Source organism: Streptomyces sp. NPDC004327 (assembly GCF_042873935.1).
Lineage (GTDB): Bacteria > Actinomycetota > Actinomycetes > Streptomycetales > Streptomycetaceae > Streptomyces.
Genome location: NZ_JBIAME010000007.1, coordinates 304,695 through 319,146, shown reverse-complemented (window position 1 = coordinate 319,146; position 14,452 = coordinate 304,695). Strand labels below are relative to the sequence as shown.

General features: G+C 69.4%; 12 protein-coding genes. 7 read left to right on the top strand and 5 right to left on the bottom strand.

Annotated features, from left to right (window positions below; translation table 11 throughout):
• Nucleotides 1–343: 343 nt before the first annotated feature.
• Nucleotides 344–1,555, top strand: coding sequence for a serine hydrolase domain-containing protein (locus ACFYU9_RS25225; RefSeq protein WP_389346081.1), 1,212 nt, complete (start codon nt 344–346; stop codon nt 1,553–1,555).
• Between the two features lie 108 nt (nt 1,556–1,663).
• Here ACFYU9_RS25225 and ACFYU9_RS25220 read toward each other — a convergent pair whose 3' ends face one another.
• Entirely contained in the window at nt 1,664–3,685 is a 2,022-nt protein-coding gene (locus ACFYU9_RS25220) for a PE-PGRS family protein (RefSeq protein ID WP_389346080.1), read from the bottom strand.
• Between the two features lie 351 nt (nt 3,686–4,036).
• Between ACFYU9_RS25220 and ACFYU9_RS25215 the strand changes: the two genes are divergently transcribed.
• Both ACFYU9_RS25215 and ACFYU9_RS25210 read left to right on the top strand, forming a co-directional pair.
• A complete protein-coding gene (locus ACFYU9_RS25215; RefSeq protein WP_389212006.1) occupies nt 4,037–4,726 on the top strand; it encodes a hypothetical protein in 690 nt (229 codons plus the stop codon).
• Between the two features lie 294 nt (nt 4,727–5,020).
• Complete coding sequence (locus tag ACFYU9_RS25210) at nt 5,021–6,178, top strand: pentapeptide repeat-containing protein (RefSeq protein ID WP_389346078.1); 1,158 nt, start codon at nt 5,021–5,023, stop codon at nt 6,176–6,178.
• Nucleotides 6,179–6,225: 47 nt separating this feature from the next.
• Here ACFYU9_RS25210 and ACFYU9_RS25205 read toward each other — a convergent pair whose 3' ends face one another.
• On the bottom strand, nt 6,226–6,870 hold the full coding sequence (locus ACFYU9_RS25205) for a dihydrofolate reductase family protein (RefSeq protein ID WP_389346076.1): 645 nt from the start codon (nt 6,868–6,870) through the stop codon (nt 6,226–6,228).
• A 241-nt stretch (nt 6,871–7,111) separates the two neighbouring features.
• Here ACFYU9_RS25205 and ACFYU9_RS25200 point away from each other — a divergent pair, with 241 nt between their 5' ends.
• From ACFYU9_RS25200 to ACFYU9_RS25190, 3 genes are all read left to right on the top strand, one after another.
• Nucleotides 7,112–7,567 carry a DUF6228 family protein gene (locus ACFYU9_RS25200; RefSeq protein ID WP_389211998.1) on the top strand — a complete coding sequence of 152 codons (456 nt, stop codon included), beginning with the start codon at nt 7,112–7,114 and terminating at the stop codon, nt 7,565–7,567.
• Nucleotides 7,564–8,043, top strand: coding sequence for a hypothetical protein (locus tag ACFYU9_RS25195; protein ID WP_389211996.1), 480 nt, complete (start codon nt 7,564–7,566; stop codon nt 8,041–8,043). Before ACFYU9_RS25200 ends, ACFYU9_RS25195 begins: the two co-directional genes overlap by 4 nt.
• Before the next feature lie 93 nt (nt 8,044–8,136).
• Nucleotides 8,137–8,784, top strand: a complete 648-nt coding sequence (locus ACFYU9_RS25190; RefSeq protein WP_389346236.1) for a hypothetical protein — start codon at nt 8,137–8,139, stop codon at nt 8,782–8,784.
• A 539-nt stretch (nt 8,785–9,323) separates the two neighbouring features.
• Here the strand turns inward: ACFYU9_RS25190 and ACFYU9_RS25185 are convergent.
• From ACFYU9_RS25185 to ACFYU9_RS25175, 3 genes are all read right to left on the bottom strand, one after another.
• Nucleotides 9,324–10,202, bottom strand: coding sequence for a hypothetical protein (locus ACFYU9_RS25185; protein WP_389346075.1), 879 nt, complete (start codon nt 10,200–10,202; stop codon nt 9,324–9,326).
• A 404-nt stretch (nt 10,203–10,606) separates the two neighbouring features.
• Nucleotides 10,607–11,674 carry an FUSC family protein gene (locus ACFYU9_RS25180; protein ID WP_389211988.1) on the bottom strand — a complete coding sequence of 356 codons (1,068 nt, stop codon included), beginning with the start codon at nt 11,672–11,674 and terminating at the stop codon, nt 10,607–10,609.
• A gap of 164 nt (nt 11,675–11,838) precedes the next feature.
• Nucleotides 11,839–12,414 (bottom strand): potassium channel family protein, encoded by a 576-nt coding sequence (locus ACFYU9_RS25175; protein WP_389211986.1) that lies wholly within the window; start codon nt 12,412–12,414, stop codon nt 11,839–11,841.
• 657 nt (nt 12,415–13,071) lie between these two features.
• Here ACFYU9_RS25175 and ACFYU9_RS25170 point away from each other — a divergent pair.
• A complete protein-coding gene (locus ACFYU9_RS25170) occupies nt 13,072–14,436 on the top strand; it encodes a glutamate decarboxylase (protein ID WP_389346073.1) in 1,365 nt (454 codons plus the stop codon).
• Nucleotides 14,437–14,452 lie beyond the last annotated feature (16 nt).

The window sequence follows — 14,452 nt, the reverse complement described above, 5'->3', positions numbered from 1 at the left end:
CGTGCACGGGTCCGCCTTCGTGTCGTACGGGACGGGCCGGGAACGGCCCTGGGGACGCGTCACTTTATGAGGCGGGCGTCGCCTCCGGCACTACAGCTGGCTGTAGGTTGCGACCGGCTGCCTTCGGTACCGACACACGACGGGGCTCGTTCCTAGCGTTCGGTGCATGAGACCTACGACTCCGTCATCGACGCCCCCGGCGTCCACTCCGTCCGCCTCCACTCCGTCCGCCCACGCACCGTCCGCCTCCACGACGCCCGATTCCACGACCCGGCATCACCCGCCCCGCCGGCCCCGCCGCCCGCTCGGTCGGCGGATCGGCCGCAGGTGGCTGGCCGTCGCGGTGGCCGCGTTCGCCGCCACGGGGGTGGCCGTCGCGGTCCAGTCCTCGGGCGGTACGGGAGCGACGCCGGCGCCCGAGCCCGCGCCCGCTCCCGGTTATCGACAGGCCGATCTCCTCCGGGACACCGACGCCATCCACGCGCTGGGCGTCACCGGCGTCCAGGCCCGGGTGAGCACCACCGCCGGCCCGGACTTGGTCGCCACGTCCGGCGTCGCCGTGGCCGGCACCGCCCGCCCCGTCCCCCGCGACGGCTACTTCCGCATCGCCAGCACCGGCAAGACGCTCATGGCCACGCTGATCCTGCAGTTGGCCGACGAGGGCAAGCTGTCCTTGGACGACACGGTGGAGAGCCGGCTGCCCGGTGTGGTCGTCGGCAACGGCAACGACGGACTCCGGATCACCGTGCGCCAGCTCCTGCAGAACACCAGCGGCCTGCACGACGACCTTCCCGGCTTCGACACGCCCCAGCAGTACTACCAGCACCGCTACGACACCTACACCGCCGAGCGGATCGTCGCCCGCGCGATGAAGCACCGCCCCGACTTCCCGCCCGGCACCGGCTTCGGCTACTCCAACACCGGCTACGTCCTCCTCGGCATGATCGCCGAAAAGACCACCGGCCACCCCTGGCCGAAGGAGATCGAGAAGCGGATCCTCGCCCCGCTCGGCATGAACCGCACCTACCTGTCGGGCGCCACACCCACCCTCCGCAACCCGCACGCCGACGGCTATCAGGTCTTCACGACCGGCGAAGGCACAGGCGAACGCACCGGGGAACACACCGAGGAACGCATCGACGTCACCGAGCAGCTCGTCCCCGACCTCGGCGGCTACGTCTCCACCACCGCCGACATCAACCGCTTCTTCCAGGGACTGCTGGGCGGCAAACTGCTGTCCGGGGCGCGCATGGCCGACATGCGCAACACCGTCCCGGTCGACAAGCGCCTGGAGACGTTCTGGCCGCGCGGACGGTACGGCCTCGGCCTCGTCAACCGCCCCCTGACGTGCGGCGGCAGCTACTGGAGCCACGAAGGCGGCGAGGCCGGCTACATCACCCTCGACGGCGCCACCGACGACGGCAGCCGCACCGTCACCGTATCCATGAGCACCAGCTTCAACGACCTCGACAAGACGCTCCGGCAGCACAAGGCGGCAAGCGACCTCGTCGACCGCGCACTGTGCAACACGCCTCACAACAGCAAGGGCAAGTGACCGCGCCTTCGACAGGCCGGGCCGGCAACCGCCTCGCTTCCGCCCGCCGGCCCCTCGTTCCGCGCCCGCCCGGCCCGCGCGCAGCGGCCCGGGCGCGTCGCGACTCCGTCAGCCGTCCGTGGTCCCGACCAGTCCGAGCATCCGTTCCGTCACGTCACGGGGCAGACCCGGATGCGCGGCGGCGGCGTCGGCGGTCTCCGCGTCACGCAACAGGGACGCGAGGACGGTCGCGGGCAGCCGGGGGACGCGCAGGGCGGCGGCGCGGATGTCGCGATCGGGGTCGTCGAGGAGGCGAACGGCGGACGCGGGGGTCAGACGTGGGTCGGTCGCGGCTCGGTGACGCACCTCGGTGTCCGTGTCACGGCTGAAGCGGTCTACGAGTTCGGCGGACGACAGGGGGTCGTCAAGGGCGAGTTGCCGCAGGCGCGGGTTCGGGTCGTCGGCGTACCGCAGGAGCCCTTCGCTCGGGAAGTTCGGGTGGTTGCGCGGCCGATCGGGGAAGCTGAGGCTGCCCCTCCACCACTGCCAGACCCTCAGCAGCATGTCGGCGGGCGCGTCGTCGCAGGACTCGGCGAGGAAGAGCTGTACGACCCGGTCTTCGTCGACCGCGAGTCCCGCGACCACGTCCTGCGGGAGGTGCGGGGCGCGGGCGACGCTTCTGCGGACGAGTGGGTGCGCTGAGGCGGCGAGGCGGCGCATGGCGTCGGGATCGTCGTGGAGCGCGACGACCCACGGGAGGGCGGAAGTCCGCCAGCTGGGGTCGAACTCGAAGTCGATCGCCGCCCGTTCGCGCTCGCTGAGCTCGGGGCGCAGGGCCACGCTGTTGCGCACACGGGCATCCGCGTCCCGGCCGAGCTCGATGAGCAGGTCAGGCTCCAGGTGCGGGTTGTCGGCGAGGGCGGCACGCTGGTCGGGCTCGCCGTGGCGTACGAGGCGGAGGGCCAGGTCCCGGTCCAGGCGGCACGTCTCCAGGACGTCGTCGGGCAGGTCGCCCGTGTCGAAGTCCGTGCTCGTGACCGGGTGCTCCTGGTGGTGGGCACGGCGCGCGGCCCCGCGGACCCCGGCCACGGGGTCGGCGAGGAGCGCGCGGCGCCGCGCCTCGTCCAGGTGCGGCCAGGCCGCCCGGCAGACGAAGGCCCGGACGGTGCCGTCGGGGTCGGCCGCCAGGGCGAGGCTGACCGATACGGGCAGGCAGGTCAGCCGCGCGGTCTCCTGTCGCACCGTGACGGACGGGTCGGCGGCGAGCCGTCGGCAGGTCTCCTCGGTGACCTGCGCGCGCTGGTCGGCGGCCAGCATGGTCAGGAGCCGGCGGTGCTTCGCGAGTTCCTCACCGAGGATCAGGCGTTCCCAGTGCTCTGCCGTCAGATACGGATTCACTTGGGCGAGCTGCGAGCGCACCCGCCACTCCGGGTGGGTGAGGGCCGCTTCGAGCGCCTCGGGCGACAGAGAGCCGTACAGGTTCCAGGAGATGTCCCGCAACGGCTCCCGGAACTCCTCGGACACGGTCGGGTTCCACGCGAGGCCGCGGGCCCACGCTCGGCGGATCGCCTCGGACGGCCCGCCCTCGGCGAACAGCGAGGCCCACGCCGCTTCGCGCTCCTGCTCCGTTTCCCGTACGGCTTCGAGTGCCGCACGCTCGCTGTGCTCGCTCAGCCGGTCAAGGACGGCGAACCGGACCTCCTGGCCCGTCACGGTCACGGCGAGCAGCGTCTCGCCGTCGGTCGACATCGCCTGGAACCCGTCTCGGGGGCCGTTCCCGTCTTCGTACCCGGGGCGGTGCCCGGGGCGGTCCACGTCTCCGTCCACTTCTCCGTCCACGTCGGGGTCGCCCAGCAGCGCGTATACGTCCGCCTCCGCTTCCAGTCGGACGTACGCCCAGATCGTCTGCCCGCCGTCGATGAGGACGACACCGTCCTGATCGGCCAGCCCGGCCTCACCGACCAGTCGACGCCAATGCCGCCTGAACCCGTCCGCGTCCGTGCGCGGCAGTACGACGGCCGGCTCCGGCGCCGCCCAGGCCAGGAGCCGGCGCGCGCTGTGCGGCGGCATCCCCCGCTCCACGTGCCAGGTTCCCACCCGCTCGAGCCCGGCTCGTTCCAGCAGTTGCGTCAGTTGTTCGGTTCTCCCCATGTGTTCATGATCACTGATCCCTCGCACACGTGGGCGACGAGCGCGTGTGGTGCACTCCGACAGGCACTCGGAGGCCGCTCGGGAACGGCGGGAGAGCGGCACGGCAATGGCTCGGAAGCGGCTCGGGAGCTGCCTCGGAACGGGAGCGGCCCGCCGGGAGCGACACGCTGCGTCCCGTAGCCCGTTCCGGTAGGTCCTTGACCCGGCCGGGCCCCGGGCGGTGCGCGACCCGGCAGGCCGTAGTGGAGTGGACGGGCATGGCGCGCCCGCCGACGGGGCCGACGGCGGCCCCGCCGAGGGCACGGCGGGATGTGGACCGCCGGTCCACGACGACGACAGGGAGCCCACCCCGTGAGCCGACATCACGCTCCCCCGCAGCCCGCACCCACGCCGGGCGAGGCGCCGCTCGGAGAGTCGCGCTGGCCGATGGCCACGGCGGTGGTCGTCGCGATGGTGCTGACGCTGCTGCTGCCCGACGACCTGCGGCTGGCGCCGGCCTGGGTACTGCCCTCCTTGGAAGGGCTGCTCCTGCTCACGTCGATCGTGGGCGACCCCGGCCGGATCGACCGTCGCTCCGCCGCGCTGCGCGCCGTGTCGATCGCCCTGGTCTGCGTCCTCGCACTCGGCGCGATCTGGTCGACCCTGCAGTTGATCGACGACATCGTCCACAGCGGGAAGCAGACGGCGTCCGCGACCAGCCTCCTCCAGAACGGAAGCACCGTCTGGGCCGGCACGGTCATCGCCTTCTCGCTCCTCTACTTCGAACTCGACGCCGGCGGCCCAGCGGCACGCGTCCACCGCATGCCCGCCCATCCCTCCCTCGCCTTCCCCCAGCAGCTCGACCCCGGCCTCGCGCCCGTCCGCTGGAGACCGCGATACGTCGACTACCTCTACCTCGCGCTGACCAACTCCACCGCGTTCAGCCCCACCGACGTCATGCCCCTCGCCCCCTGGGCCAAGATCACCATGGCGGTCCAGTCGCTCGTCTCCCTCGTGATCCTCGGCCTCGTCATCGCACGAGCCGTCAACGTCCTCACCTGAATCGCGGGCCGGAGCGCCGCGCTGCCGCGCGATGGACCGTCGGCCTTGCTCCAGGGCGTCCCGCCTGTGCCCGGTGGCGACGATCGGCTCACGAACGCGGTCAGGCACCCGGACCGACCGGCTCCATACCGTACGTGCAGCACTGCTTCAAAGGAGGGAGTCGCGGTGTGGCGGTCGCGGGCGGGGGCCCGTGTGTGGGGCAATGGCAAGATGACGAGGACCCGTCGATTCGGCCGCCTGCGGCGCGCGGTGAGCCGGCGCCCGAGTCCGCAGCCGCGGGCGGAGACACGGAATGTGGCCTCGCCGAGGCTGACCCTGTTGCTGCTGAGCCTGCCGGGCGTGGCCGCGGTGGCAGCCCTGCTGTTCACCTGGCTGCAGGTGGGGCAGGCGGGCAAGGAGCTGCGGATCGCGGAAGAGGGTCAGATCACGACGCGTTTCAACACGGCGATCGGCAATCTCGCGTCGAGTTCGATGGACGTCCGCCTCGGCGGCGTCTACGCGCTGCAACGCATCATGAAGGACTCCGCCGAGGACCAGCCCCCGGTCGTCTCCGTGCTCACCGCGTACGTACGACGCCACGCGCACGTGCCGGCCTCCGGAGCCGACCCCTCCCCGGACGTCCAGGCCGCCATGAACGTGCTCGTGCGGCGCCGCCCCGACAGGGACGGCGGCGTGGTGGTGGACCTGAGCGAGACGGCGCTGCCGCACTGGAGGCCGACGTACGTCGCCAAGGCGCGCTCCATCCACCTTCCGGAAGCGGTCATGACCCGGTCGGACCTGAGCGGCGCGGACCTGGCCTTCGCGGACATGCCGCGGGCCACTCTGGAAGCCGCGCACCTGACCGGGACCAAGTTCGGCGGCGCGAACCTGAGCGGCACCTCCTTCCGGGACGCCGACCTGTCCGGAGCCGATCTCACCAGGACCGACCTCCAGGACACGGTGTTCACCGGCGCGACACTGCGAGGGGCGACGTTCTGCTCGGGCGGCGGCGCCTGCACCGGCAACCTCACCGACACCGACTTCACCCGGGCCGACCTCACCAAGGCGCAGCTGGATCAACTCGATCTGCGCAAGGCAAAGTTCTGCGACCGCGAGATGTTGATCCTGTCCCCCGCGGACAACGGCAAGCCGCCTTCCCCAACACCCTCCGAGGAGACATCACCGCTCGCCTGCGCCGTACTGCGCGGCGCCGTCTTCGTGTTCGCCCACCTTTCGGCCGTCGACCTCAGAGGCGCCGACATGAGGGGCGCCTTCCTCTCCTGGGCAGACCTGACCGGGGCCGATCTACGCCACACGAACCTGGCCGGGGCGAACTTCACCGGGGCGGACCTGACCAGGGCCGATCTACGCCAAGCGAACCTGGTCGGCGCGGACCTGACCAGCGCGAAGCTGACCGGCGCCAAACTGACCGGAGCAGTGCTCACCGGGACGAAGGGGCTGCCGTCCCGGTGATGCGACGTTGCTGTCGGGCGACGGCGACGAGCACAGCGAGGGTGGGCTCAGCGGTCGCTTCCGGTCCCGCGGTCGGGTGCGCTCATGTCCCCTGTGGCGGGCGTGCCGTCGGCGAGCCCGTACCGCAGGTACACCGTGCCCTTCGGACTGGCGGCCGGGGGCTCGAGGAGCGTGACGTTGGTGGGCACCGCACCGCCGTCGAAGACCTTCTTGCCGACGCCGAGCACGATCGGGTGCAGCCAGAGGTCGAGACGGTCGAAGAGCTTCTCGCGCAGGAGGCTCTGCACGAGGTTCAGGCTTCCGACGACCTTCACGTGCTCGTGGCGGTCGCGGATCTCGCGCACCGCGGCGGCCAGGTCCGGGCCGAGCTGCGTGGACCCCTCCCACGAGAGGTCGGGCGTGCCGCGCGAGGCCACGTACTTCGGGACGCTGTTGAAGAGCGTGGCGATCTCGTTGTCCGGGCCGCCCTCCTGGTGAGGCCAGTAGGCGGCGAAGAGGTCGTACGTCCGCCGGCCGAGCAGGAGGGCGTCCGTGCCCTCGTACGCGGCAAGGACCTGCGCCCCGGCGACCTCGTCCAGCAACGGCGCCTGCCAGCCGCCGAACGGGAACCCCACCGGGTCCTCGTCCGGGCCGCCGGGCGCCTGCCCGACGAGGTCAAGGGTCGCGAACAGCTCGATGTGGATGAGGCCCATGGCTTACTCCCGATGAGTCGACTGTCTCCGTCAAGAGATAGACCGCCGAGCGCCCGCGAACTCACCGCCGCGCCGAGACCACGTCGGCTTCACCCGTCGCCCCGCGCTGGTGCCGGCCGGCAAAACGCGGGCCAGCGTGCAGCCGGGAGCCGAAGCGGCGGCGCCACTCAACTGTCCACTGTCCGATTGTCGGCGAGGAATCCGCATGACGCCCTCCTGATCACCACGTAGCGTTTCGCGCATGACCTCCCTCGACGACGGCACTGGTGACAGCCACGCCGTGGCCGTCCGCTGCCAGGAGCACGCGTCCGTCGGCGTGAGGTTCCGCGACCGTTTCGACATCGACCCGGATGCCGCACGCTACGCCGTCGAGCTGCGCGCCCCCGGCCTGACCGCGCGCGTCGACGATGTCGTCGCCTGGATGTCGGACGGCGATCTCACCTCGTTCCTGGAACAGCTCGCTGCCGACTATCGGGGATGGGACGGCGAACGGAACTGGCAGAGCGACGACCGGGACCTCGCGGTGTCGGCCGTCTTCCGCTCCGGCGGGCACATCGGGCTGACCTGGACCGTGCGCCCTTGGCGCAAGACCGCCGGCGGCTGGAGCGCGTCGGTCACCACCTGGCTGGAGGCCGGTGAGCAGATGGCCTGCCTGGCGTCCGACCTCCGGCATTTCCTCGCCGGGGAGCAGCGGTGACCTCCGGCTCGGACTTCCGCCTCACCTGGACGCTGAGAGGACCCGGGTGGGCCGACTGCGTTGTTGAGGATCGGCACACAAAGGCCGAGGTCACCGCGTCCTCCCTCACCAACGCGCCGGAGGAACTCCTCGCCGCGGTGGCGCGGCTCGTCGACGGCGCGGAAGAGACACGGTGCCAATTCGAGGCCGAGCCGACCGCCTATCGGTGGATCTTCTACCGAGAAGGCGAGGACATCTGGGGACGCGTCCTGGAACTGAGCGAGGGCAGCGTTCACGACAACCGTGGAACCGAGATCTGGTCGCGCTGGCTGACTGTCGATCAGCTCGCGCTCGCCGCGATCCGCTGCTTCGACGAGGTTGCCGAGATCTACGGTGAGAGCAGCTACCGCAGCAAGTGGGGTGAGCACTTCCCCCGCGCCGAACTCGAAGCCCTCAGATGTCTCAGGCGCCCTCACCTACTTCGTCGCGACACGTAGTCGGAACAGTGGCCCTGCTTAGACGTCGTTACCTATGGCGGTCCCTTGACTCTTGAGGGCGCTTGTTGGTGGTGATGCAGGCCCTGGGCCGCAATATCGCCGGTCCCGGTCGCGCCGACCGGCTTGACCCGCCGGGCCAAGTCGTTCGTCGAGTTGGAGGGCATCCGCGTTCCTCAGCCGGACATCGAGGATCACCGCGGCGCCTGGATCGAGCAGGGTGTCCCGGCTGCGGAGATCGATCGCGCGGTGGCCTTCGAGGCCCGTTGGGGCGGTCTCGCGCTGCCGCCGGCGCCGTTCTACGAGAGTGGCCCGCGCGTCCTGGGCGCGGACCTTCCCGAAGGTTCGACCGCTGAGGGCTGGTGGATCCCGGCCGGGGACTGTCGGGTGTCCATGGCCTACGGATTCATGATCGGCCCCGGTGGAGAGTTCGGGATTCACGGCTACCGCTGGGCACCGCTGCATGCCAGTACTGAAGGCTGGGTGGAATCGTTGGCACTGGTCAGCCACGCGAGACGCTGGGCCAAGACCATCACGAGAATCACCGGCGAGGCCGTCGACTCTCTGGACCTCGAAGGGTACGAGCCGGTACCCGAAGTACAGGGCGTGGCCGACACTTGGTGGCGGGGCAAGGACTCACTCATCGCCCTTTACCGCGGTGAGGCCGTCGCCATGGACGCCCCAGGAGGCCTTGAAGCCCATATCTACGGCGGCCTTGACGAGTGGGGTCTCCGCGGTGGTTGACCGTCAGCCGGCCTCGCCCCCCCGATTGGCCGGACGAGCCAACTATCACGACGCTGACCGATTGAGACCGGCGGGAGCTGACGCCAGGTGCAGCCCGACGTCGCCACGAAGACGATCGCAGCGAGGAATCTACCTCTTAAAACGTCGTTCCTATGGCTGAGCGAGCTCTGGTTTTCCCGCACGAGGCGCGGAGTGCTGTGAACGCGTCCCAGCCGTGTCCCTGCGTGATGAGGTGGCGGATGGCGCCCGTGTCCGTGTCCGTGTCCGTGTCCAGGATGACGTAGTGCTCGCGGGCGAATCGGCGGTGGCCGACGAGGGCTGCGGCGTTCCATGCTCGCGCTGCACACCTCGCAAGGCGAGGTAGCCGCCACCCCGGCGTGATACCCGGACTACCAACCCTTGGCCGGGGTCGTGGTGAACACCCGTTGCCGCGGATGCTTCAGCGTGCCCGGCGACATACTGACTGGCGCTGCAGGCTTCGCGGTGCCGTGTGGGGCGGACTTCGCCCACTCGCAGGTCGCCGGGACTCCACCTTTGGCCTATTGGATCAAGTCGGTATGCGTATAGCACGTCGGGCAGATGTAGAGCTGCAGATGATTCGCATCGGAGACCTGGATCCGGGGCGGATTCGAGACGTTGTCGTCGTGGTCGAGCACGGCGATGCCCTGGTCCTCGGACGGGACCCAACTCCTTCTGTAGTCGCGGCATTCGTCCGAGGCGATGGTCAGCAGCGGGCTCATCGCGGCGCCGCAGTTGATGCAGAACCGGGCGATGGGATCGGTGAGGCCCCACGGTGCCCATCCACCGACCTTCCAGCCGGGAGCCTCGGACAGCTCGTTCGTATAGAGCTCCTGCGGGGCGATCTCGTAGGAATCATCGATCGCGACGCCGGCCGCCTGCCACACGCTCCAGTCGCTTATCTGCCGCTGCAGCTCCTTGTCCAACTCCAGGAAGTTCGGGTACTCGGTGACTTGCTCCGGTGCGAGTACGCACGGCTCCGGCGTGTAGCCGTACTGCGTCTCGAACGGTTTGGGCGGCGAGGCGAGGACGTGGGTGACATCCGCGGCGGTTCGCCAGAACAGTTCGGTCGGCGGCTTGTGCTCCGGCGGGTGCTCCGAGGGACACCACAGCACCTGGAGCAGGTCCGTCCGCCCGGGTGGCCGTAGCTGGGGCACGTCGCGCACGTACAGCTGTGCCACCGGCACGAGGGGGGAGACCGGGCCCTCGTGCCACTTGTCGCAGTACGGCCACGGCTGATTGGCAGGCCACAGCAGGGGTCCACCGATCGAGCTTTCGTACGGCGACGGAGAACCGGGGCGGGGATGCAGCCGGGTCGCCTCGCGTGCCAGCGGGGCCAGTCGAGGGAAGACCGCAGTCACGTCGAGCGGCCTCGGCGGAGTGGTACGGGTGACGTTCACAACGGCGATCTTGCCAGCAGCCTCTGACAATCGGCGTACGACGAGATGACCTCAGCCCGGCCCTCCCCTCGACGGCCGCCACCCACACCGGCATCGGTACGCGGTCCCGGTGTCTGACGCCGGTGCCCCGCTCGACGCCGGGCCGGCGATCCGGCGATCCGGCGATCCGGCGATCCGGCGATCCGGCGATCCGGCGATCCGGCGATCCGGCGGCGAGGATTCACCCCCACCTCGTCAGTGAGATCTGGTTGATTCGGGCGGAGGACTTCACGATGCCCGTTTTCCGGGGGTGCGCGGACGCCCTGGCGCGGTACGGCCGTGATGCCTCACTATCGCGGTCTGGGCAGGGCCGATAAAAAGGCCACCGATCTTGACGGGGAACTTCTCGATGACGGCATCTGGTCTCAGGTCGTCTGTCGTGGTGTTCTGGCGTGGCGTTTGGCGAGCAGGCCGGCCAGGAGCATGACGAGCAGGCCGATTCCCACGCCGCACAGGGTCCACAGGACCCGGTAGCCCTCGGCCGCGTAATCGGAGGGCTGGGGCAGGTCCACCAAGATGAGGGCTCCTGCGGCGATGGCCGCGGTGTAGAGCGCGTAGTTCCAGAAGCGGATTCCGGCCCCGTGCATGAGCAGGACGAGCGCCACCACTTCGAGGCCGCGTTCGACCGCGAACAGTCTGAGTCCGGTCTCGTTCACGGGCACCAGCAGCAGCAGTGAGGCCGCGCAGGCTCCGATCAGCGCGCCGATGAGCCGCTGTGTGCTGACGAGGGTGGCCTGTTCCAGGCTGGGTTTCATCGCGATGATGGCCGCGATCGAGATCCAGCTGCCGTGCGACAGGTCCAGTCCGTACGCGAGCGCCATGGTGCCGGCGATGACCAGGGCGCGGATCACCGCGAACATGATCAGTGGTGGGGTCAGTTTCCTTCGTGAGGTGTCGCCGGGGAGCTCCGGGAAGAGCTTGGGCGAGTCGGTGCGTCCGCTGATCAGCCACCACAGGAACGTCACCAGGATCCACAGGGCGGCCCCGCCGGTCCAGGCGACCACCTGGGCCCAGGTGTAGCTGGTGATGTGGCTCGACTTGTCGAGGCCCACTCCCAGGGCGACGGCGATGATGAACCAGACATTGAGCAGCAGGGCGTTGACGAACCTGCGGGCCCCGAACGCGGCGGCCAGCCCGGCCGCCAGGGTGACCAGGAACGCGGCGAGCACGAGCCAGCCCCAGGCGTCCGCCGCGATGCCGAAGCCCAGCGCGGTCACCCCGGCGCCGATCAGTCCGAACAGTGAGGTGTCGAACGCGCGGTGCCCGTAGCGGCCGCCCGGATCGGCCAGGGCCGTGAACAGCACCCCGAAGAGCGCGCTGAGCAGGTACTGCTCGTAGCCGATCGCCCAGAACACGAACAGCGGCACCACCGCGATGTCCAGGACCATCACCGCTCGCGGCCAGTTGAGCCCGGCGGGGTTGCGCTCGAACACCTTCGACAGCCAGCCCGCAACCTTCCCTCGGTGAACGGGCTGTGCAGCCCGACTGCTCTCCCCAGCCACGACCGCTCTCCCTTGCTCGACTCGATGCGCTGCTGTTGCTGGTGCTTGCGGTTTGAACTGGGTGTCGTGAAACCCCCTTCCTCACTTTCAGCCCATCACCGTTCATCTCCATCAGTGCCGTCCAGGAGCTTTCTGCGTTGCTTGCTGTGGCGGACCGCACCCACGACGACCTTGATCGTCAGTCCGAAGACGATCAGATCGGCGAGCATCTGTGCGGTGACCACCAGGCGCGCGGCCTCGGACTTGGCCGTGATGTCGCCGAACCCGACAGTGGAGAACACGGTGACGGTGAAGTAGAGCCCGTCGGTGTGCGAAAGGTGCTCGCCGAAGTTGCTGGACGAGAGTGCGGCCAGTGCGACGTAAGCGGCGGCGAACAGCAGCAGGAAGAACGGGGTGCTGATGGCCAGTGCTTCCGCTGCCCGCAGTCCTGGGTGCAGGGAGCGGAGGATGGAGCGGACCTGTGCGGCCACCAAGGCGACGAACCCCGCCAGCCCGATGCAGAGGATGCTGATGGTGGCGTTGGTGGAGGGGTGGTCCAGTGGCAGCAGGTAGTACACGGTCACCAGTACGGCGACCGAGCCGACCACGCGTAGCACGGTCAAAGTGACCTGACGGCGTGATGGTCGCGCACCGGCTTGGTGCTGCGACGTCACTCCCGGGTCGGTGGTCACGGTGTCCGCCGCAGTTTTCTGAGCGCGGCCCGGGACGGCACGTTCCTGTCGTGCCACATCATGCCTGTGGCTGCGCCCAGGACCCGGCACACTTCGCCTTGCCCCACTCGGCTACTCGCTTGGCCCGCTGGGCATTTGCCTGGTGGACCGATGTGGTGTCCGGACGGTTGCTCTCCGTGGTGCTCCACGTCGGTGCCGTTTGTTTGTCGCGTGACTTGCCCTGGGTGTCGTGCGGCATCCGCATCGTGAACCCTTCCGGCGGTGATCACCGGGGTCGATGATCGGCTGGAGCTCTTCGCGGCGGCGAAACGCGCGTTTCGGGGTCGCGGTCCTGTATCAACCGTCGCACTGCTGCTGCTCTCGCTCCAGTCAGGGACGCGGAGCCCTGACGTCGGAACCAGCCGTGTGCTGCGGTGCGGACTGGAGCAGGGCGCTGGCAGGAGGCTCCCGCCTCGCGCGCAACGACGGCCAAGAATGGCGACACGCTCCAAGCCCTGGTCCGGCACCCGGCTGGGCGGAAAGCCAACACAGCGGGCGTACGGCGAGCGCGGTACAGAACCGGATGGTGCTATGGAATAAGGCTGGTGCCGCTGGCCGCGCCGGCCGAGCGGTGTGTCTCTCGGCTGCGGCAGGCTCCGGCGCTGTTGAATTCGGGGCATGACCAAGCGCGACGACTCGGATCTGTTCGGTAACCGATTCCTGACGGTGCCCGCTCCCTCCGAGACCTTCCCCGAGGAAGGCATGACCGCGACGGACGCGATGAGGCTCGTGGATGTGGATCTCGCCATGGAGGGCGACCCGCAGCGCAACCTCGCCACGTTCGTCACCACGTGGATGGAGCCGGAGGCCCAACGGCTGATCGCCGAGAACCTTCACCGCAATTTCATCGACCATGCGGAATACCCCATTTCCGCCGAGATCGAGCAGCGCTGCGTGCGCATGCTCGCCGACCTTTTCCACGCACCCGGCAGGACGGCCGGATGCCGGACCCAGGGCTCGTCCGAGGCGATCATGCTCGGCGCGCTGTCGCTGAAGTGGAAGTGGCGCGAGCGCCGCCAGGCAGCAGGCCTCTCGACCGAACGGCCCAACCTGATTTTCGGCGGTGACGTCCACGTCGTGTGGGAGAAGTTCTGCCGCTACTTCGACGTCGAGCCCAGGGTCGTGCCGCTCGCAGAGGACAAGTACACGATCGGCCCGGAGGACGTGGAGCCCCACCTCGACGAGAACACGATCGGCGTCGTCGCCGTCCTCGGCACCACGTTCACCGGCCACAAGGACGATGTCGTCGGGATCGACAAGCTCCTGCGGGACGTTCGCAAGAAACGGGACCTGGACATTCCGATCCATGTCGACGGCGCCAGCGGCGCATTCGTGTGGCCCTTCCTCTACCCGGACTCGAAGTGGGACTTCCGGCTCGAGCAGGTCCGTTCGATCAACGTATCGGGGCACAAATACGGACTGGTCTACCCCGGCATCGGATGGCTGGTCTTCCGCGAAGAGGCCGACCTCGCCAAGGACCTCGTCTTCTACGAGAACTACCTGGGCAAGACCGACGCGACGTTCACGCTCAACTTCTCCACCGGCGCATCGATGGTGCTCGCGCAGTACTACAACTTCGTGCGGCTCGGCCGCCAGGGCTACACCTACGTCATGAAGACAATGCAGCAGAACGCCCGCGCACTGGCGGACAACCTGCGCGACAGCGGCCGCTTCGAAGTGATCGGGAGCGACCTCGAACAACTGCCGCTGGTCGCCTTCCGCCTCGCCGGCGAACACGCCTACGACGAGTCCGACATCGCCTGGCAGCTCTCGGCCGAACGGGGCTGGATGGTGCCGGCCTACACCCTCCCGCCCAACGCGGAACGGGTGAAGATCATGCGCGCCCTGGTCAAGGAGACCATGAGCCGCGAACAGATCGACCGTCTGGCCCAGGACATCGCCGACGCATGCCGCACGCTGGACGACAAGGGAGCGACCCACAGCATCGAGCGGACCCAGGTCAAACGCGGTACCGGCTACTGACCACTTCGGCAGAGCG

Bases quoted from the DNA above. Each gene is read 5' to 3' on its own strand.
- ACFYU9_RS25220 (WP_389346080.1), bottom strand. From the start codon at position 3,685: ATGGGGAGAACCGAACAACTGACGCAACTGCTGGAACGAGCCGGGCTC.
- ACFYU9_RS25205 (WP_389346076.1), bottom strand. From the start codon at position 6,870: ATGGGCCTCATCCACATCGAGCTGTTCGCGACCCTTGACCTCGTCGGG.
- ACFYU9_RS25200 (WP_389211998.1), top strand. From the start codon at position 7,112: ATGACCTCCCTCGACGACGGCACTGGTGACAGCCACGCCGTGGCCGTC.
- ACFYU9_RS25170 (WP_389346073.1), top strand. From the start codon at position 13,072: ATGACCAAGCGCGACGACTCGGATCTGTTCGGTAACCGATTCCTGACG.